At 67.9% G+C, this 19,874-nt stretch carries 16 protein-coding genes and 3 tRNA genes; 7 read left to right on the top strand and 12 right to left on the bottom strand.

The features are described from left to right. Window positions 1–165: 165 nt before the first annotated feature. Window positions 166–2,043, top strand: a complete 1,878-nt coding sequence (gene ilvD / locus BN3788_RS16615) for a dihydroxy-acid dehydratase (protein WP_066588562.1) — start codon at window positions 166–168, stop codon at window positions 2,041–2,043. A gap of 216 nt (window positions 2,044–2,259) precedes the next feature. Here ilvD and BN3788_RS16610 read toward each other — a convergent pair whose 3' ends face one another. After that, on the bottom strand, window positions 2,260–2,952 hold the full coding sequence (locus BN3788_RS16610) for a DsbA family oxidoreductase (RefSeq protein WP_066588560.1): 693 nt from the start codon (window positions 2,950–2,952) through the stop codon (window positions 2,260–2,262). A gap of 58 nt (window positions 2,953–3,010) precedes the next feature. Continuing rightward, window positions 3,011–3,331 (bottom strand): hypothetical protein, encoded by a 321-nt coding sequence (locus BN3788_RS16605; RefSeq protein WP_066588558.1) that lies wholly within the window; start codon window positions 3,329–3,331, stop codon window positions 3,011–3,013. A gap of 166 nt (window positions 3,332–3,497) precedes the next feature. Between BN3788_RS16605 and BN3788_RS16600 the strand changes: the two genes are divergently transcribed. The 3 genes from BN3788_RS16600 (at window position 3,498) to BN3788_RS16590 (ending at window position 3,771) form a co-directional block, all read left to right on the top strand. Continuing rightward, window positions 3,498–3,569 (top strand) — tRNA-Gly (locus tag BN3788_RS16600). A 44-nt stretch (window positions 3,570–3,613) separates the two neighbouring features. Continuing rightward, window positions 3,614–3,684 (top strand) — tRNA-Cys (locus BN3788_RS16595). 12 nt (window positions 3,685–3,696) lie between these two features. Further along, window positions 3,697–3,771: transfer RNA gene (locus BN3788_RS16590), tRNA-Val, on the top strand. Window positions 3,772–4,560: 789 nt separating this feature from the next. Here BN3788_RS16590 and BN3788_RS16585 read toward each other — a convergent pair. The 5 genes from BN3788_RS16585 to BN3788_RS16560 all read right to left on the bottom strand — a co-directional run bounded on the left by BN3788_RS16585 (window position 4,561) and on the right by BN3788_RS16560 (window position 9,266). After that, entirely contained in the window at window positions 4,561–4,761 is a 201-nt protein-coding gene (locus BN3788_RS16585; protein ID WP_066588555.1) for a hypothetical protein, read from the bottom strand. 261 nt (window positions 4,762–5,022) lie between these two features. After that, entirely contained in the window at window positions 5,023–5,829 is an 807-nt protein-coding gene (locus tag BN3788_RS16580) for a leucine-rich repeat domain-containing protein (protein ID WP_147525161.1), read from the bottom strand. 196 nt (window positions 5,830–6,025) lie between these two features. After that, window positions 6,026–7,278, bottom strand: a protein-coding gene (locus tag BN3788_RS16575) for an IS3 family transposase (protein WP_108723879.1) whose coding sequence is annotated in 2 segments (ribosomal slippage) — window positions 6,026–6,996 and window positions 6,996–7,278 — 1,254 coding nt in all. Because the reading frame shifts where the segments join, the coding sequence is not laid out codon by codon here. A 102-nt stretch (window positions 7,279–7,380) separates the two neighbouring features. Then, entirely contained in the window at window positions 7,381–7,638 is a 258-nt protein-coding gene (locus tag BN3788_RS16565) for a hypothetical protein (protein WP_147525160.1), read from the bottom strand. Between the two features lie 185 nt (window positions 7,639–7,823). Continuing rightward, entirely contained in the window at window positions 7,824–9,266 is a 1,443-nt protein-coding gene (locus BN3788_RS16560; RefSeq protein WP_159066915.1) for a tyrosine-type recombinase/integrase, read from the bottom strand. A gap of 115 nt (window positions 9,267–9,381) precedes the next feature. Here BN3788_RS16560 and BN3788_RS18820 point away from each other — a divergent pair, with 115 nt between their 5' ends. The 3 genes from BN3788_RS18820 to BN3788_RS16550 all read left to right on the top strand — a co-directional run bounded on the left by BN3788_RS18820 (window position 9,382) and on the right by BN3788_RS16550 (window position 12,758). After that, window positions 9,382–9,726, top strand: coding sequence for a helix-turn-helix domain-containing protein (locus BN3788_RS18820; RefSeq protein WP_082813015.1), 345 nt, complete (start codon window positions 9,382–9,384; stop codon window positions 9,724–9,726). A 276-nt stretch (window positions 9,727–10,002) separates the two neighbouring features. Beyond that, a complete protein-coding gene (locus tag BN3788_RS16555; protein ID WP_066588545.1) occupies window positions 10,003–11,484 on the top strand; it encodes a site-specific integrase in 1,482 nt (493 codons plus the stop codon). Next, a complete protein-coding gene (locus BN3788_RS16550) occupies window positions 11,481–12,758 on the top strand; it encodes a tyrosine-type recombinase/integrase (protein ID WP_066588543.1) in 1,278 nt (425 codons plus the stop codon). Before BN3788_RS16555 ends, BN3788_RS16550 begins: the two co-directional genes overlap by 4 nt. Before the next feature lie 56 nt (window positions 12,759–12,814). Here the strand turns inward: BN3788_RS16550 and BN3788_RS16545 are convergent, their stop codons facing one another. The 5 genes from BN3788_RS16545 to BN3788_RS16530 all read right to left on the bottom strand — a co-directional run bounded on the left by BN3788_RS16545 (window position 12,815) and on the right by BN3788_RS16530 (window position 19,165). After that, window positions 12,815–14,155, bottom strand: coding sequence for a hypothetical protein (locus BN3788_RS16545; RefSeq protein ID WP_066588538.1), 1,341 nt, complete (start codon window positions 14,153–14,155; stop codon window positions 12,815–12,817). Continuing rightward, window positions 14,155–14,718 (bottom strand): DUF4365 domain-containing protein, encoded by a 564-nt coding sequence (locus tag BN3788_RS16540; protein ID WP_066588536.1) that lies wholly within the window; start codon window positions 14,716–14,718, stop codon window positions 14,155–14,157. The genes BN3788_RS16545 and BN3788_RS16540 overlap by 1 nt, the downstream gene beginning before the upstream one ends. 334 nt (window positions 14,719–15,052) lie before the next feature. Further along, on the bottom strand, window positions 15,053–15,376 hold the full coding sequence (locus BN3788_RS18815; protein WP_082813013.1) for a transposase: 324 nt from the start codon (window positions 15,374–15,376) through the stop codon (window positions 15,053–15,055). A 142-nt stretch (window positions 15,377–15,518) separates the two neighbouring features. Beyond that, window positions 15,519–16,778, bottom strand: a complete 1,260-nt coding sequence (locus BN3788_RS16535) for a hypothetical protein (RefSeq protein ID WP_066588535.1) — start codon at window positions 16,776–16,778, stop codon at window positions 15,519–15,521. Between the two features lie 671 nt (window positions 16,779–17,449). After that, entirely contained in the window at window positions 17,450–19,165 is a 1,716-nt protein-coding gene (locus tag BN3788_RS16530) for a site-specific integrase (RefSeq protein ID WP_066588533.1), read from the bottom strand. Window positions 19,166–19,874: the final 709 nt, after the last annotated feature.

The raw sequence follows: 19,874 nt of genomic DNA, 5'->3' as shown, positions 1-19,874 counted from the left end.
GGGCGACTCGTGGGCCCGACTCGAACGTAGACCGCGGAATCCGCGCGGGCATGGGACGAAGGCCATGCGTGGGGGCTGCGGGAGAATCCGGCGTCGGGCGCCCGCGACGTGTCCATCGCCCGGTCAATGCCGCCGCCACTCACGGCGGAGTGATGAGATGTGCACATGCCCCAGCTCCGCTCACGCACAGTCACCCACGGCAGGAACATGGCCGGAGCCCGCGCGCTGCTGCGCGCCGCCGGCGTGGCCCGCGAGGACATCGGCAAGCCGATCGTCGCCATCGCGAACAGCTTCACCGAGTTCGTGCCCGGCCACACCCACCTCCAGCCCGTGGGGCGCATCGTCTCCGAGGCGATCCACGAGGCCGGGGCCGTGGCCCGCGAGTTCAACACCATCGCCGTCGACGACGGCATCGCGATGGGCCACGCCGGGATGCTCTACTCGCTGCCCTCACGGGACCTGATCGCCGACTCGGTGGAGTACATGGTCGAGGCGCACCGGGCCGACGCCCTGGTGTGCATCTCCAACTGCGACAAGATCACCCCCGGGATGCTCATGGCCGCGCTGCGGCTCAACATCCCGACGGTGTTCGTCTCCGGCGGCCCGATGGAGGGCGGCTCGGCCACCCTCACGGACGGCTCGACGCGCACCGGCCTCAACCTCGTCACGGCGATCGCCGAGGCGGTGGACGACAAGGTCTCCGACGCGGACATCGACCGCATCGAGGAGGCCGCGTGCCCCACCTGTGGCTCCTGCTCCGGGATGTTCACCGCGAACTCGATGAACTGCCTCATCGAGGCGCTGGGCCTGGGCCTGCCCGGCAACGGGTCGACGCTGGCCACGCACACCGCCCGCCGCGCGCTCTACGAGGACGCCGGCCGCACCGCCGTGGAGATCACCCGCCGGTACTACGAGCAGGACGACGAGAGCGTGCTGCCCCGCGCGATCGCCACCCACGCGGCCTTCGACAACGCCATGGCGCTGGACATCGCGATGGGCGGCTCGACGAACACGGTGCTGCACCTGCTCGCGGCGGCTCATGAGGCTGAGCTGGATTACACGCTCACCGACATCGAGGCGCGCTCACGCCAGGTGCCGTGCCTGTCGAAGGTCGCGCCCAATGGCATCTACCTGATGGAGGACGTGCACCGCGCCGGCGGCATCCCCGCCATCCTCGGCGAGCTGCACCGCGGCGGCCTGCTGCACGAGGACGTCCACTCGGTGCACTCCGCCTCGCTCGAGTCGTGGCTCAAGGAGTGGGACGTGCGCGGCGGGTCGGCCTCCGAGGAGGCCATCGAGCTGTTCCACGCGGGACCGGGCCGGCAGCGCTCCGCGAAGGCCTTCTCGCAGTCCTCGCGGTGGGACGAGCTCGACGTGGACGCGGCGAACGGCTGCATCCGCGATGTCGAGCACGCGTACTCCGTGGACGGCGGCCTGGCCGTGCTGCGCGGGAACCTCTCCGAGGACGGCTGCATCGTCAAGACGGCAGGCGTCGACGAGTCGATCTGGACGTTCTCCGGGCCGGCGCTCGTCGTCGAGTCGCAGGACGACGCCGTCGAGGCGATCCTCTCCAAGCGCGTGAAGGCCGGCGACGTGGTGGTCATCCGTTACGAGGGCCCCCGTGGTGGGCCGGGCATGCAGGAGATGCTCTACCCGACGTCGTACCTCAAGGGCCTCGGCCTCGGGAAGGCCTGCGCGCTGGTCACCGACGGCCGCTTCTCCGGCGGGACGTCCGGGCTCTCCATCGGCCACGTCTCCCCCGAGGCCGCCGCCGGCGGCGCCATCGCGCTCGTCGAGGACGGCGACACCATCGTCATCGACATCCCGAACCGGTCCATCCGGCTCGACGTGCCGGACGAGGTGCTGGCCGCCCGACGCGAGCGGCTCGAGGCGGAAGGCGGCTACCACCCGCGCACCCGCGACCGGGTGGTCTCCCCCGCTCTGCGCGCCTACGCCGCCATGGCGCTCTCGGCCGACAAGGGCGCTGTGCGGGACGTGAGCCTGCTGGAGGCCCGCGCGGCCGCACGGGGCGCTGGGAAGTAGTCACCAGGACGCACGGCGCACCGGCAGGCACTCGTTCGCCGCCGGTGCGCCGTGCGTCCTGGTTTCAGGGCTGCGGGGTGGCGGCAGCGCCTCCTGGCAGCGCGCAGACCCCGCCGACGCACGCCCCCGCGTCGGCGTCACCCCCCGACGTCAAGGTTCCCGCCAGCGCCCCCAGGGCGAGCCGGGGCGACGACGCCGGCTGGCCGTCATGCGCGCTCATCGTCCACCCGCCGCGCCCGCGTCGGCCGGTTCGCCCTCGCCGACCGCCGCACGGTCCTGCACGGCCCGCTCCAGCGCCGAGCGGAAGACGTCGGGCGACTGCGCGCCCGAGATCCCATACCTGTCGTCGATGACGTAGAACGGCACCCCTTGGATGCCGAGCTGACGGGCGGCGGCGATGTCCGCCTCCACCGCGGGGGCGTGGCGACCGTCCGCGAGGGCCTCGAGCAGGCCCGCCTCGTCGATCCCGACCTCAGCCGCCAGCGCGGCGAGCTCCTCGGCGCGGCCGACATGCCGGCCCTGCTCGAAGTAGGCGCTGAACAACCGCTCCACCAGCTCGAGCTGCTTGCCTTGCGACTTGGCGTGGTGCAGCGCCTGGTGGGCGAGCAGGGTCTTGGTGTGGCGGACTGACGTGAAGTCGAAGGCCAGGCCCTCGGCTGCGGCGAGCTCGGTCATCTGGCCGAGCATCTGGGCGACCTGGGCCTCGGGCATGCCCTTGTGCCGCGCGAGGAAGTCCACCTCGCTGCCGTCGAAGTCCACCGGCGTGTCAGGCGCCAGCTCGAACGAGTGATACTCCACGGCGACCTCGCCGTCGAAGTCAGCGACGGCGCGCTCGAAGCGGCGCTTGCCGACGAAGCACCACGGGCAGGCGATGTCGGACCAGACGTGCACGGTGACAGGTGAGCTCATGTCCACCCAATCACCCCGACCGCCGCGCTATTCCTGCCCTGCGGGAGCCCGGGGCGGCTCAGGCGTGGCCGCGACGCCGACGCCGGCGTCCTGCGCCACGTGACCCGGCGGCGCCGCCGAACGCGAAGGACACGCCGAGCATGAAGCCGAAGTTGTACCAGTTCCCGTTGTTGTCGACCTCGTAGATGTTGATCGTGTCCGTGAACAACGAGATCACGAACACGATCGGGCTGATGAGGCCCTGCCAGAGGCCGAGCCAGAAGCCGGGGGGGCCGCCGCCGCCCGCCTGTGCCGCGTAGTTGGGCCCCGGAGCGCACCCCGTCGCCACCAGGGCGAGCCCCACGACCAGCACCGCGATCCCCACACCTCGTCGTGCCATGCCGCACCTCCCGCTCCCGGGGAATCCGCCTGTGCGGACCGGGAGAACCAGCATGGAACCCCCCAGCCCCGGCGGCAACGGCGAGCAGGGTGACACCACCACCCGCAGAGTCGGCTATTGTTCTCACGCACGGGAAAACGCCGGTGAGAGCCGGTGGGACCGTTGTGCGGACGTGGCTCAGTGGTAGAGCATCACCTTGCCAAGGTGAGGGTCGCGGGTTCGAATCCCGTCGTCCGCTCGGAGATGGATCTTGGTCGCACGCCGGCCGGGACCGGCTCTCATGGTGGAGTGGCCGAGTGGCTAGGCAGCGGCCTGCAAAGCCGTCCACGTGGGTTCGAATCCCATCTCCACCTCGCAGCACATCTGGGCGATTGGCGCAGCGGTAGCGCGCTTCCCTGACACGGAAGAGGTCACTGGTTCGATCCCAGTATCGCCCACCAGCAAGGCCCCAGGTCATCGACCTGGGGCCTTCGTCGTACCCGAGGAAGCGCGTATCCGTTCCCTTCGTCTTCCCTGTGGCGCATGTGGCAGACCTCGCGAGACGGCGAGGCCGTCGCGCGGGGCCCGCGCCGCTGGCCGCCTGCGGCTCACTATTCCCAGGCCCCGCGCATGTGACCGCTGCACTCGGGTTGCACGGTCGCGCGCCGCGGGCGATTCCGGTCGGCCCCACCGGCGTAGAGAAGGCGCGCAGCTACGCTGCGCAGCTCATGCGCAGTCAGATCTACAGCTGACATCGCTCCCGCCTCGGCGAGCTCCTTGCTCCACCGCCCGTTGGAGATGAAACCGATCAACATCGATCCGGAGCTGCGGAAACGCTAGGTCTGGGGCCACCGCCATTCTTCGGTCCGTCCCCAGATGGTTCTGACACGACGGCCCGGAGGGCACGGTTGGGCAGGCCACTCACGGAGCGAGGTCTGGCGCCCACCGGGGCTCCACCTCCTCTGCATCGCCACAAGCACGCCTCGCCAACCCCCCATCCACCACTTCCCCGCGTTGTCGCGGAACGCCATGAGCAGCGGAGCTGGCACGTCGGCGTCGGGCGACGTGCGTACACCTGCCGGCAGACACCCTCCCCGGTGGCAAGACGCCGAGACGAACGACGTTCCAAATCGGGTCCGGAACCTCCGACGTCGGGTCGCCGCCGCCAGCCGGGTTCTCGGCGAACGTCGCGTCGTCCCGCACCGACCCCGGGGTCGCGGCAGGGCCGTCGCATGCGTGAGTACTACATTTCACCTGTTCGCCGGAGCTCGGAAGTCCGAGACTTCCAACCCGGCCGAGACCTGCTGAGGCTGGGCGGCCGTCGAGACCACGTCCGCGCCCGCGTCGCGCACCGCGCCACCACCGCTGCGCAGCGCGTTCGCCGCGGCGAGCACCGCGTCAGGGTCGAAGTCCGCCCCCGGGATCGCGTACGGCTGGATGCCGCTACCCATCAGCCACCACGCCGTTCGCCCCCCTTGGACTCGCCGGAGTCACGATCGTAGGGGTGCAGCGCCGGCCGAAGCGGGCAGATCGTCAGTTCTTTCGCCGTGGGCACGCCGACCGGCCCGCGCCGACGCCACCAGGCCAGGCCGGGCATCTCGCCGTCGCGGGTCGTGCCAGACGGCGTCGGCCGGGATACGTCGGGACAGCGGTCCGGTTCGCCGGTGCGGTAATCCCCTGCCTAGCCGGCGGCGCCGCGACCGGGTTGGCACCTACTGTTGGTAGACCTGCAGGGCGGAGCCGCGTCGTCGAGCGAGCACGTCCAGCCCGGCGACAGGCGACTTTGTCTTCGCCAGGAACAGCAGCGTCAGATGGTCCAGGTCCGCCAGCGGTGTCACGTCCGCTTCTTCGATGCGCAGCACCAGGTTCGTGAGCCCGGTCAGGCTCGCCAGCGGCGTCAGATCCAGCCCGCGTTGCAGGCCGAACAACGTCAAGCCCGTCAGACCGGCCCAGCCGTCCAGAGCGGTCAGGTCGTCGACTTTGGTCAGGCCTACCATTTGCAGTTCCTTCAAGCCGGTCAGCGCTGACAGCGGGCGCAGGTCCTCAACCTTGGTCAGGTTGTGCAGGTGTAACTCCTTCAGGCTGGCCAACCCCGACAGGGGGCGCAGGTCGTCGACGAACTTCAGGTCACGCAGCGTGAGCTTCGTCAGTGCGATCAGTCCCGCCAACGGTCCGAGGTCCACCACCGGCGGGTAGGTGAGTCCCCAGCTGAGCGGGCCACCGATGGTGAGCTCAGTGACGTTCACCGCGTGCTGCAGCCCCTCGAGGTCACGGATGTCGCTCGAGTCGACATCGAGGGCGCCCGTTAGTGATGCCATCTGCTCGACGGTGATGGTCGTGCGCTCGTCGAACGGCACCACGAGTGCGGCGCAGACCACCCTGGCAAGCGCCGGATCCTCCACGACCCCGAACCGGTGCCGGGCAGCTGTCGCCTGCGCCCGCAGGAGCACGCCGCACTCGTCACAAAAGTTCGCATCGGGCCTGGCCAGCGCGTGGCCGCAGCCGGGGCAGAAGTTCACAGGGTCCTCTCGTTCTTCCGGCGGTGCGCGGAGAGGGCTCCGGCCCCCGCACGATATCGGCGTCCACCGCCACGATCCGTGACCTGCCCGAACTGCACCGCGTCCCCGGCGAGTCGCCTCAAGGGGGGCAGTCAAATCAACTGCCCCACCGCAGCGTTGAGTCGCCCCTGCGTGTCCGGAGGGCTGGTTTGTGGCGTCAGCCCGCTCGTTCGAGGGGTTCGGCGCGAGAGTAGTCGACCTGTTCGGCCTCGATCGGGGTCAGGTCGTCGATCGAGGAGTGGGTGCGCTCGGTGTTGAACCACAGCACCCAGGACGCGGTCGCGGCCCCGACCTGGTCCAGGTCGCGCCAGGGCCCTTCGTGGTGGATCAGCTCGGACTTGTAGAGCCCGATCTGCGATTCGGCCAGGGCGTTGTCGTAAGCGTCGCCGACGGACCCGACCGAGGCGTCGATGCGCTCCTCGAGTAGCCGGTCAGTGAACGCAATCGACGTGTAGACCGACCCGGCATCGGTGTGGTGCGTAATCCCGGTGAAGTCCAGCGCGCCTTCTCGGCGCCGGGTCCACAGGGCCATCTCGAGGCAGTCCAGGACCAGTGGGGTGGTCATTGATGTGGCGGCCCGCCAGCCCAGGATCCGCCGGGAGTGCACGTCGAACACGAACGCGACGTAGACCCACCCGGACCACGTCCACACGTAGGTGAAGTCGGCGACCCACAGTTGGTCGGTGCGCATCCGGGCGAAGTGCCGGTCGACCAGGTCAGCCGGCCGCGTCTCGCGCACCTCCAGATCCGTGGGCCGCTTGCGTTGGCCGCGACGCACGCCGACCAGCCCCAGCTCACGCATCAGGCGTTCGACGGTGCAGCGAGCGACGTCGTGCCCGTCACGGCGCAACCGCAGCCACAGCTTGCGCGCCCCGAGCAGCCGCCGCTGGGCATGCCACGTCGCGGTGATGATCGACTTCCACTGCTCGTCGCTGATCTCGCGCGGCGACGGGCGACGTGCGCGGGCGTCGTAGTAGGTCGATGGGGCGATCTTGACGCCGTGCTCGCTGAGCACTGCGCAGATCGGCTCGACACCCCATCGCAACCAGGCCTCGGTACGGTCCTTGTGCGCCTCGATGAGCGCGGCTACTTCGCGTGTGGCCGGTCGAGCTCGGCCGCGAAGAAAGCCGAGGCGGCCTTCAAGATCTCATTCGCCCGCCGAAGCTCGGCGTTCTCCCTGGTCAACCGCTTGATCTCCGCCTGCGCCTCGCTCGTGACACCGGGCCGCACGCCGGTGTCGACCTGACCGCGGCGGATCCACCCGCGCACGGTCTCCGGCGACCCGACCCCGAGCATCTGGGCGACCGCGCTCATCGCCGCGTACTCGCTCGGATAGTCCGGCCGCACCTCGGCGACCATACGCACGGCCCGCTCACGAAGCTCACGCGGGTACTTACTGGGACGTCCCATGAGACAGATCCTTCCAAGGAATCCAGTCTCCGGACACGCCGGGGCGACTCAGTTGAGCCCCGTGCCGAACTCGTTGACGACTTTCAACTCGACCCCACGGGTTTACGGGTCTGTGGCGGTCATCGCCGCGTCCATCTCGATCGTGCCGTCGGCCATGCGATCGATGCGCGTGATGGTGAGCGGACCGACGCCCGTATCGACTGACCACGGACCTTCGGCGTGCGCGATCACGTGCTCGCTGTGGATGTCCAGCGGGCCGGCGCCGGCGATGCTCAACCAGATCGTGGCGCCTAGGGCGAGCAACACGACGAGCACGATGCCTGGCGGTGATGCTGCGCTATTTGGGCTTGTGTCGGACATGACGGCGTCCTCCTAACAGTGAGGATCCGCTTCCCGGTGCGGTGGGTACGGCCAAGTGCTCGATCCCCGGCATGGAAGGCCCCTTGCCCACTTTCACGGAGCAGCCAGGCAACGGGTACAGGCAGGGTCGCATCACAACCCGTTCGCCCCGATGGCCGCCCCCGCGGGACCTGTGGTCACCGCGCTCACCACTGGTGCGGGCTGGGCGACTCCGTACCGTCCTGACGCAGCTCTTCGATCTTTGCACCAAGCATTCGAGCTACTCGTGCGCGGTCGCCCCGGAACACGTGAACGTAGATTCGTTCAGTCTCCTGGGCGCTCTTGTGGCCCATCTGCTCCTTGATCGTGCTCCAGTCGGCGCCCAAAGCCGCGTACAAGATGCTCGCGGCGACGTGCCGCAATTCGTGCGCCGTCAGGTCCACGCCGGAAGCCGCTCGCGCCTTGGCCAGCTGCTTGCGCCACTGTCCGTACGAGACGAAGCCGCCCCGCTCGCCCGACACGAGCAGCGACCACGAGCCCGTAGGCGGCGCCACAGGACTCCGTCCCCCGCGGACCTCGCGGCGGCCCGCTCTCTCAGCCTCGAGCTCCAGACCCCGCGCACGGACGGCGTCAAGCCGGTCGATCACGTCGTGCAACTGCGGCACGATGACAATGTGGCGCTCGCCGGCGCCCGTCTTCGTCCCGTCGACCCACACGCGCTTCCCGCCGCTCTCCGTCGCGGTGTACCTGACGGTCATGAGCTTGTCTGCTCGGTGAACAAGTCCCGACGGCATCGCGGCCGACTCCTCCCACCGCATCCCCGAGAAGGCCAGGAGCCGAACGATGTCGCCTCGGCCTTCACCGTTCGGGCCGTACAGCCCTTCGGCCCAACCAGGCAGAGGCCAGGCCTCGTCCAGGGCACATGCCAGCTCCTCGACCCGCCCGAGGTTCGGTACGAGGATCCGTCGGTCCGAGGTGTCCGTGCCCCACGTGGTAGGGAGGCCTGCGGCCGGATTTGGAGACAAGCCGAGCTCCCGCGTCGCGTCACGGAAGAACAGCTTCACCACGTTCGCCACGGTCGTCTTGGAGGACGGTGCCATTGGCTGGTCGCCCCGGACTCCTCGGTCGTCCAGGAGCGTCAGACCGCCGATCCACTCGCGGAGTCCCCTGAGGGTGATGGCCCGCAGCTTCGTCTGCGGCCCAAGTCCAGGGAGGAGGTAGGCCTCGACGATGCTGCGCTCCTTGGCGAACGTCGAGTGCGGACGACGTTCTCCGGCGAACGCACCCGACGGTGCGTGCTTCCACCGCCGCATCCTTAGCCACTCGATCGCCCACTCCTGCAGCGTGATCGCCTTCAACCGCACCGTCGGGGCAACAGTTGCAGCCGTCGCCGTTCGTTCGAAGTCAGCAAGCTCACGGACCGCGTCGGCGTAGGAGCCATAGAACGTTCGCTCGGGCTGTCGCGCGCTACGCGGATCGCTATAGCGCAGCCGCCAGCCGAGAGCGCCCAGCGCATCCCTCCTCTGTCGCCTGACCTTCACAGCATCGGGGGTCCTGTTCTCGAGCACTGTGTCCTCAGCTCGAACGCTGGCCGCCGTGACGGTCAGCAACTCCATGTACGGACGGGGGGTCGCGATTCCTCTGCTCATGACCAGCACCGTGCTCGGGCCACGCCCCGGGGCAATGCCCGCACCGACGCGCCTTGCCGAGTAGGTCCGCGTGCGTACATTGCGGCACCCCAAGTTCTCTTCACCGTGGTCCGCCATGCAGAACGACGAGAACCTCATCGACGCGGCCGCTGCCGCGGTCGTCCTCCACATTCATCTCAACACCTGCAGACGCCTAGCTAAGCAAGGCGAGCTGCCTGCGGTTCGCGTCGGCCGCCAGTGGCGTTTCGCGCCGTCGGCCCTGACCGCGCCCGCCTACGAACTCCCGAAAGCGAGGCGGCCGACACCCTCCTCGCCCGGCGGACCGCACGAGGATCCGCTCGTCTCTGATCCGCCGCACACCCGCTCTCCCACCCCAGACAGCCGCCCTGCCAGCACACCGAGCCCGCGGGGCCGACGCCGCCGGGGACGCGACACCGTCCAGCTCAATCTCGACGAGTGATCGCGCACCGCAGCCGTCCCCAAACTGCCGGGCGCATGAACGAGTGTCAGCGACGCACCTCAAGGGCTTTCCGGGTTGCGATGCGCGTGTCGCCGACGGCTGAAGACTGGTCAGGGATCGACGCTCACCTCACGGCGGTGCCGGAACCAGGGTGCCCCTCGTGACCCGGCCTTGAACGTCCACACACGACAGCATCGACAGCATCGACAGCAAGAAGCGAACGCGAGCCACCGTGGCCTCCTTGCGGGCCCGCGACCACACCGCACCGTGCCCTGCATGGACCCCGACCTCTACCGCCTCACACAAGCCACCGCTGATGAACTCCGTGCCCGACCAAGCGCGCTCAAGACGTCCTCCGAGCGCGAGTACGCCAGCAAGCTTCACGCGTACTGGATCCCCTACGCCCAGACCAACTCTCTCCCGATCGACTTCGCCGCTCACGACGCCCGGGCCATCACCGCGGAGGAGCTCAGCGCTTTCATCGTCGCCAGCAAACTTGGACGAACCCGCTCCCACACCCGCGACGGCGACCAGCACCGGACCCGACTGGGCAAGCCGCTCGCACCAATCACCCTGGAAGGCGTGCTCGCCGCACTCCGCATCGAGCACCGCTCCGCGGGCCTCCCATGGGCCGGCGACCAAGACCGCATCAAGGACCTCCGCCGCGGCTACGTGAGGACCGCGTCTCACACCACCATCTCGGCCGCTCCTCTCACCCGTAGCCACCTCCAGCACCTCTTCCAGAGCAAACCCACTGCCGCAACTCCCAATCCCAGCACGGTCCAGGCCCGCGCCCGCGCCGTCGCCGTTGCGCTCAAGATTCCGCTCTCCCACCTCACGAGGCTCAACCCCAGCTCGATACTCTCGTCCGACCGCAGCGTGATCGTTGCGGACATCGGGAACGGGCCGACCACGACGCGATGCTTGCGCGAGCGTGTCGACGATCCCGTGGCCGGAGCTGCTTGCGGGCACTGCCACATACGCGCGTGGCTCCGCGAAGCTCCAGATGCGCCATATCTTCTTCCTCGCGAGATCGACAGCCTGCGGCACGCCACCAGGCGCCTCGCCCGGCGACTCCCCCGTGCCCATTTCGCCCGTGACCGCGTCACCGTCGAAGACGATCACCTTTGGACGAGGATCGCCCTCGGGCTCGATCACACCGCCGCCCATTGGATGCGCATGCGGGCAGCTTTGCTTCCCATGTTCGCCGTCGGGCTGCGGCTCGACGACATGGACGGCTTACACCACACCGACGTCGCATTCCACTCCGAAAATGTCACGATCAGCGTGGCCGGCAAGACCGAGGACGCCGCCCGACCGCGTCGTTTCACCCTTGTCCCCGAAGGCGGCCCGATGTGCCCCGTCGCCGCCATGCGCAACTACGACGAGTGGACCCGCGCCTATCTTGCGAGTCGTACCCGCTGGACTCCACCCCTTGTCGGCGAGTTCTGTTCCAGGCCAGTAGACGCCGCAGGCGCGCCCGGCAGCCGGGCGCTGTACCAGGCCACCCGGATCTGGCTTCTCAACAGCGGCGTCAAAGTCACGGGTCTCGACGCCCGTACTCGACGGACACTCACCCCGCACAGCGCCCGCCAAGGGTTCGCGAGCCAGGCGCAGGCGGACGGATTCCGCGACGACGATATCTCTGAGGCAATGCGCCACTCTCGCATAGACACCACGACCAAGAATTACCTCGACAAGCCGAAAAGCAGCACCGTCGATGGACTCCTCGAGTCGATCGCCGAGGACCTCCGATGAACGATCGCGCCGATCTTGCGAACGCCGTCATCGAAGAGTTCACCGCCCCCCGACTCGATGACAGTGACCTGACCGCGGCACGGGCTTTCGAGCGATGGCGCATCAACCGAGCACCACTCAAACCTCTCGACGACTCGCTCCTGCTGGCCTACCTACTCGACAACGGCCATTGGTCGTGGACGACCGCTCGCGCCACGGTGCAGAAGATTAACCGCTTCTACCTCACAACCTCTGGAAGTCGCCTAGGCGGAGAACTAGTCAAGCGACAGCTCACGAGGATGCGCTTGAACAGCCACGCACCGCTGGCACTCGTCGAACCGCTCCGAATCCAAGAGGCCCAGCAAATCGTCGCCGGGCTCGAGAACGCCACAGCCTCCGCACCCGTCGCCGCGCTCCGCGCCGGCTTGTTCGAACTGCGTTCTATTGCCGACCTAGCGATGCCGCTTGAACATTGCTGGGCCAGTATTACGACCCTTGAGCTGGTGGCCACCGCGGACGGACACGAACTTCATCTGCCTCATACTCCCCATCGCATTTCCTTAACCGCCGACACAGCGGCCGTGTGGGAGAGGCACCTCACCATCCTGAGCAATCGCAACCGCGTGCGTACTCGCATCCGCGCCGCCGCCGAGCGCGTCGGCGTCGACCTCACCGCGCCGGCCTCCACACTCAGCGATGCGCAGTGGGACTCGTACTGGCTAGCCCTGGACCCCGATCGATGGCGGCATCTGCGCGATCGCGCGTACCTGCTCGTAGGCCTGGCGACGGCACGCCGACACGCCGAGCTCAAGAAGCTCACCCGCCAGGACGTCATGGGTCACGCTGACGGAGTCTGGGTGCGATTCCTGGACGGCAAGTCGGGCCGCGACCTCGGGTATGACCTACCCCACCGGGGTACCCCCGAAACACCTTGCCCGGCGGATTGCGCGGCATGCGCCCTGGAGCAACTGCTCGCGTGTTCACGCCGGGGAGAGAGTCGAGACACTGACCCCGTCTTCGCCACGTACTACGGAGGCCATCTTCGGCCTATGACCCGCCAGAACGGACGCCACCGAATCCGGGCCATGACCGGCCTCATCGACGACCGGCCCTGGGGCAGCACCCGGTCTCTGCGTGCTGGCGCAGCCACCAGTGCCTACGAAAGCGGGATGAGCGTACAAGAGATCGCCCGCACGCTCACAAGACACAACAGTGAGGCCCAAGCGCGTGGCTACATTCGCAAGACCGGAGCCACCGGCGCAACCCTCCAGCTTCGCATCGGATCGGCTGTCTGAGCAGTAGCAGCCTGCACAGCGGAGGACCGTGGCTGATTAGGGCAGCCCGCGGTCGCTCAGACCTCCGGGGGCCCGATGTCCTCGGGCGCGTCGCCACCCAAAGCCTCGATTCGCCTGCGTTGCCACGCCTGCAGGAACGACGTATCGACGGTGACCGGCCCGAGCACAGCCCACCGGTTGCCCTTCTTCCCGAGGCGGCCATTCACAGTGAAGGGAAGGCGCTGTCGGTGCGCGACCACCGCCCACTCGTAGTCGGTTCCGGACAACTCTGCGCGAACCTTCTTAACGGAGCCGCCGACGTCGGCCTGGATGACTACTTCACCCGAGTCGACGTCATCGCCCTCTTCGCGTTCAAGTGCCACGACGAATCCGGCGATGTCGATCGGGTCATCGCCTTCATCCTGACGACGGAATCGTTCGAGCGTCCGAGGCGCTCGACCAAGTGCCTCCGAAGAGAACGCCACGGTGTCTGGGACGTCTTCCTGCTGAGGCAGAGACGGGGCCCATTGGAAGGACATCTCTACTCCTCCGCCCATGGCGATGGCCGACAGTTCCTCCACAGCCTCGACTACGGGCGCCAGCATGCCGTCGGCCACAGCCTCGTCGAACCCGATGTAGTCGTCGCCCTCCGTGAGGTGTCTTTGCGTGATGCTCAGCGCTCGAGACAGCGTTGTCATCACACGCCGAGAGAAGTCGAGGCTTGCGGCGGTGTCGTCCACAACCGGCGCGACATCGTCACTCGACGCTTCGATAGCAACGTCTTGACTCGTAGCCTCGGCAGGCGTAGAGCCCGCGAGCTGCTCCGGTGGAGCGTCTTGATCGGGGCCGTCTTGCTGCAGTTCGGGGGCTCCGGCAGTGCGATCGTCCTGCAGTCGAGCGGCGACAGTGATGATGAAGCTCCCGCGCTTGGTGTGCCCCATGCGTAGGTCATCCTCGAGAAACTCCTTGACTCTCTCGGATGTGCGCCCTTTGCCGCTTGCCTTCGGATTGTTAGCGCGGTTGGCGGCCGCCTTGACGAGTTTTTCCACAGAATCGAGCACGTCCGCCGCCAGGTGGAGCGGGATCGTCCCGTCTGGCGAGGCGTCCCGCACTCGGACGAAGTACAGGTCAGCTTGAATCGAGGCAACTCGCTCCGCCAACTCGCTCAACGACCAGTCGTAGATCGCGGCGATGTCGTACACCGCTTCGTTGAGGCGCTTCGCATAGTCGATTAGTGCCGAGTCGGTCGGAACGTGTACCGCCCGGACTCGCGAACCATCACCTGCGTCGTGGAGCCACGTCTGCTGGTAGGGACGGCTCGGTCGGGGTGCCCACCGCTCTGTGGCAAGGAACTGGGAGAGCCTGCGCGGCACGAAGATGTCGGCGAACTCCAACAACTCCCTTTCGTGCACGTCCATCAGCTCGCCACCCAGTTTGCGGCTTCTTCCATCAGCGAGCGAAGACTGATAGGGGTGAGCAAGTTTGCGTACGGCAGATGAACGACCTGACTCTCCTGTCCGACGCCCGGGACCGCGATCTCCGAGCCGCGGAGAAAGTAGGTGCGTGAGTACGCAAGCAGGCCGCCCTCGGGCCACTCCAGCCAGTGCCCGGGGTGCTCCGGTGTGACTGCAACGCAAAGGATCGCCATCGTGCCGCGATTCGGCGTGGACAGCTTGCCGGCCGTCCTCGCGTCCAGCTGCCACGCAACGTGGTCATCCCTGAGCACGCGTTGCTGGGACGTGCACTTGAGCTGTATGTCGAGCTTGGGTCCGTAGACGCCGGTTGGTCCGTAGTCGTGGTCCGAGCGAAGGGTGACATCGAAGCCGTCGTAGTCGGTCTTCCAACTGGAGACGTCGAGGGCCACTGGCGCTGCGATCGCGTCGAGGGTGGCGCGGCTCCACTGCTCCTTGATCGCCGAGAGGGGTATGTCATCGTCGTAGAGCTCGTGCGTAACCGTGCGCTCCGCCGTCCCTGGTGGCATGAATGGAACGTACTCGTCGCGCCGCGGGTTTAGGTCGGTTCTACGGGGTGAACCCGATTGGCCCAGCCCCGTCTTCGCGTCGCGTCCGCGAGACATGTGCCTGCCTCGTGGACCGAACCACGTGCTGCCGGCTCTGCCAATGTCAGCCGTTTTGCGGAGAGAACCGCGCCGGGCCGCGCTCGGGGACCGCGCCTGCAGGGGTGGGACGCGAGACCAACCCGCCTGCGCCGCCTCATCCAGGCACTTCCGAGCCGTCCCGTACACGGACGCCGCAGCAAACGGCGCGCAGAGGGCGCAGCGTGATCCGGTTTCCCGGACAGTTGCGTTGTGGTGATCATGCCGCCGCCGCGGTCGCTGCGATGTGTTGATCCTCGAAGTCGTTCGGGGACCGGTAGCCGAAGTCGGAGTGGCGTCGACTGGGTCCTAGAAGCCTTCGATCCAACCGAAGATTGCCAAGGCCACCTCGCGGCTGGCCCAGTTGCTCATCGGTACTGATCCCCTCCCGGCGGCCGGTATCGACGTCGTCCTGGGCCATCCATCGGCGCAGGCACGACTCGCTGATCCCCAGATCGGACGCGCCCATCGCGCCCGGCTGCTTACCGCTACGGGCCAGGTCCACTGCTCGACGCCGGAACTCCGGCGGATACGGCCCGGGCATGGCCCATCCTCTCGGACGAATCACCCGTCACGACCTCACACGCATGTCCACTGAACCGGGACAAGATCATGGTGTCCGGGAAACTGGGTCAACGTCCTTCAGGTTCTTCGGCGACGCGCGTTGGGCCGCCTTCTGGGCCCGGTCAACGCGTCGCACAGCCGACGTGGCCACGCCCCGGCACCTGGCAGTCCCGGAACGCGCGCAGGGCGCTGTTCCGCGACACCTCCATGGCAGCCAGTACCTCCTCCTTCACGATGCCCGACGCGCGCAGCTCTGCAGCGCGGAGCGCGAGTGCCAGACGTTCCGGGTTGCCGGCCGGGTCGCCGTAGAACTTCCCATCTGCGATCAGCTCCTTTACCGCCTGGATGTCCAGCCCGAGCTCGCGGCAGATGGACGCACGGTCAAGCCCTTCCTGGCGAAACTGGTATGCGATGTACGCCCGTTCGATGCGCGCGGCCGCGACCCCTGCATTGACCGTCGCAGGGTCGACAGGTGCGAAGCCCGCCTCGCGCCGCAACCTGCTCAATGTTGACGAGGAGACGCCGGTGCGGCGAGTAACCTCCGACGCGCCCAGACCCGCCAGAAGCAACTCCTTCGCCTCCGCTTGCTTTAGAGCCCGCGCCGCCTCAGCAGCAGCGCGCGCCTCGGCGCGCTGCGCAGCATCGATCAGCTTGATGCGCCGGCGGACGGCACGACGAACAGCACGCAGCGCCTTGGCCCGGTCGCGAGCCTCGGTGACGTCATGACGCACGAACGCGTGATGCCAGTACGGCACGCGCTCAGGGAGCTCATCCGTCTTTGGACCCCACCTCAGGCCAGGCGCGAAGACCGAGAGCTTGCGCAGGCGTCGCGCCAGACGCTCGCTGTACTCAGACCAGCAATCCTCAGCCATCTCGGCCCGCTCGTCCTCGGTCAGATGAGCGACAACCAGGTCGTGCTGTGCTCGAAGTCCCACGAGCTCGGCAAGCACAATCCGGTCCTCATGCTCGGGCACGGAGATCACGAGCCCAATCTCGAGCACCGGCACATCACCACCGGCCCAGGTCTTGATCCACCGGTGGTCGATGGCGCCGCCAACTGTGACCGCGAACCCTGAACGCGTCAACCCCGCGACGACGTCATGCCACCGCTCAGCGGTGCTGCTGGGCAGGTACCCACACCTCTGGCCGTCGATGTCGAGGGCAACAGCGCGACGGTCGAACCGGTTGCTCGGCTCGGGCACGAGCTCGACGGTTACCTGTGCCCCGTGCGGGTGAAGCCTCAGGTTCTCCTGGTGGAACCACGTTGCGCTCGCGAACCACTCGTCAGCATCGGCCAGGGTCGGGCAGTACTCCTCGAGGTTCAGAACGGCGCAAGGGCGGACGTACTCGTCGGGTGGGCGCTGCCAGTTGCCTGAGGTCACTGGCAGATCGTGCCAGGTCGGAAGCGCAAGTCGGTCGAACGCCATCGAGGCCTAGTCGCATTACACGGCGAGGAGTGTCCTTTCTCGCCTTGCATCGGGCTTCGCATGAACGCCCGTCGGAGCTGGTCGAGGCACGCGTGTCATCGCCGCGCCAACAACGGCAAACCTGCCAGACCTGGCCAGCAGCGGTCGGTGCCCCAGGGGTTCTGCTCACGTCATGCGGGCACCGACCGACGTGACCCGCAGGAGGAGCGCGCCCTGCCACGCAGCCTCGAGGTGGGGACCGATCGACCCTCCACCGGATGACGGAGCACCGTCATGACCGCTAGCGCAGGCACCGTGTGCGCTGTGAGGCACTTCTTCCGTAGCCGCCCTCGCGTTGTATTGGCCCCTGTCGCCTTCACCCTGGTCGTCGCCAGCAGGGGTAGGGCTGCGGCCATCCGAGCACGCGTTGACAAGTCCGCAGCGGTCGCACCGCACGGTGCGCGTCATCTCCGGCGTAGCGCGCAGGCCCGGCCCCACCGATGTCGCAGGCGGCACGCCGCGCGTTCACGTATCCCGGTCGCAGCCTTCATCCCGCTCGCCACCACGCCCGAGGGCCTGCAGACGATCATGAACTTCTCCCCGGTCACGGCCCCGAGCGTCGTACCTCAACACCTCCGGCAGGATTCTCAGCGTGGAGCGCCCGCCACGGAGCCGTCGGCGGCTACACCGACCGGTGTCGTCCAATCCGGGCCTCGTCGGCGCGTCGCCCGTGCCGCGGCCGGTGAGGACGGTGTACCCGGCTGTGCATCACTCAGTGCTCCGAGCATTGCGGTGGCCGCGATCAAGCCCGGGCTCTCGGGGCGGTCGTAGTCCGCAAGTGTGCGCATGCTCGTATGGCCGGTCACCGCGCTGATCTCGTTCGCGGTGAGCTTTCGCTTGAAGCCTTCCGTGACGAACCCCGCGCGAAGGGAGTGCGCGGAGAACCCTCGACCGGGGTGGCTCCACAGCCCCGCCCTGGTCGGGTGAGTGCGGTCCTCAAGCCCGGCGGCTCGTACCCGTCTCTTCACTATCTCGGAGATCGCTCCACCCGAAAGCCCGACCGGGCGGCCATCAACGAGCCGCATGTGCCCGTGCCGGTCGATCCGCACGAAGACAGGCACTCCAAGGAGCCGACGAGGGTCCGAACCCATGGTCATGGTCACCACCGACAGCCAGTCGTCGATGGCACCAGCCGGGTCCGCGATCGCACTACCGGGCGGTGCCGACGGCACCGCGACAGTTCTCCCGCGGCCCTCCTGGTCGGTCTTGGAGCGGGCCACGTACAGAACCCACCCCGAGGAGGTCCGCATGAGCTCGTCCCACGTTAGTGCGGCCAGGTTCGAGCGTCGCAACGCACTCATCCAGCCGGACAGCAGCAAGGCCCTATCGCGAACGTCTGCAAGGGTTACCACGCGATCAGCAGCGAGGTCACCCTCGAGTGGAGCGCGGCGCACCACTAGGATCTTGTGCAGTCCTTGCCGCGTGAGGGCGTTTCCTTCGCGGTCCCGAAGGACGGCTGTCCCAGGCCAGCCCTTCATCGTGCGAAGCCACCGGCAGAGCAGCGTTCCGGCAGGCCCGTGAAGGTCCACCTCATGACGCGTTCGGGGCCATCCACGTCGTGCCGGCGCGAGGACCACGACCACGACGTCGGTCTTGAAGGTCAGGTCGCTGCACAAGAGCCGTGCCAGCTGGCCCGCCGACGCACCCGTCGCAGCACAGAGCTCCTGAGCAACGCGAGCCCGCAGCTGGGAGTCGGTCATCGGAGCTTCCCGCTGTGCGTCGAGCACCTCGGTCAGCAGGTCCCATGTGAGCGCGGCCTTGGCCCCTCGTGGCGCCTGAACCAGCGTCCGTCGCATGCCGGACATGAACTCCATGACACGAGGGTCCTTCGCAGGCGAAGGCAGTCCGGCAAGCCCGTGCAGCCGGGAGATCGCCGCCATCATCTGGGTGACGCTGCCCATGACGAGTCGACCATGCACCCGGACGCGACCGGTTCCACCCTCCGCCTCAGACTGGTCAAGGTCGATGGCGCGTTCTACCAGGAAGAGCTGAAGGTCACCAGGGGTGGCTGGTAGCGGGCAGACCTCATGCTCGCGCGCCCACCCGAGCCACTGCATCACGTGGCGGCCGTAGGCCTTCCGCGTCGCCTGCGCTCTGGACGCCGCGACCAGCTCTCCAGCTACTTCGATCTCGCGGAGAGTCGCGCCGGGCATCATCGACCACTCCGCCGGCGGGACCAGTTCGCCGCGGCGCAGGAACGTCGCCGCGACCGTCTGACACGTCCACTCGGCGGCAGCAACAGGTGGCGCCGGGGAGAGGCTCAGAGAACGAACGACATCGAATGAGGTGGTGTGCTGATCCATGACGGGCTCCAGGGGGTCGGTTGACGCTCGCCCGAACCGTGCCTGCGTCTGTGACCAGCGCATTGACCTCACAGCGACAACCTCAACCCGCGAGAAGGGAGGTTATCGAGGGTCAGGAGTGAACGCTGAAGACTGTCCGGTCCTGCCGTCTAGGAGCACTGAGGCATGCCTCTCCCCAGGGCACCTCAAGGCCGGCGCTCCTGGCACCGTCCACTCCCGCCGTGCGGCGACTGACGGATCGACTCCACGCCGGACGTTCCAGGGAGTAGCCAACACCGGCTACTCAAGATGAACGGAACGACGATGAACAAGCACCACACCCGCTTCTGCTCAACCCACGGCGCCAGGCCCGACCGGCGTACGACCTGCATGAGCCTCTCCCGTACCCCCAGGATCGCGGCGGACACGAGCAGCAACTACAGCCTCGCGGTACTGCTCATGTGCTCTACCGGACTACGTCTGGACGAGGTGTATGACGGTGGCGGCAACGTGTCCGTCGCTATTCGAGGCAACGCAGGCGCACGGCCCGACAAGTACGACCAGGGGTCGCTGCCATCCGTCCCCGCTTGGCTCGCCCGCCAGCTCATCCTCGCGACCCGCGGATGCTCCGGTCCTGACGACACGCTTCTGGCCAGACGACCGGGTCAGCCTCTGCGCCCTGCCGTCCTCCACTGCGCGTTCCTCCACACGCAGGAAGCCACACCGCTCG

The sequence above is a fragment of the Cellulomonas timonensis genome (assembly GCF_900046455.1).
Taxonomy (GTDB): Bacteria; Actinomycetota; Actinomycetes; order Actinomycetales; family Cellulomonadaceae; genus Cellulomonas_A; species Cellulomonas_A timonensis.
This window is presented reverse-complemented; position numbering and strand designations above follow the sequence as displayed.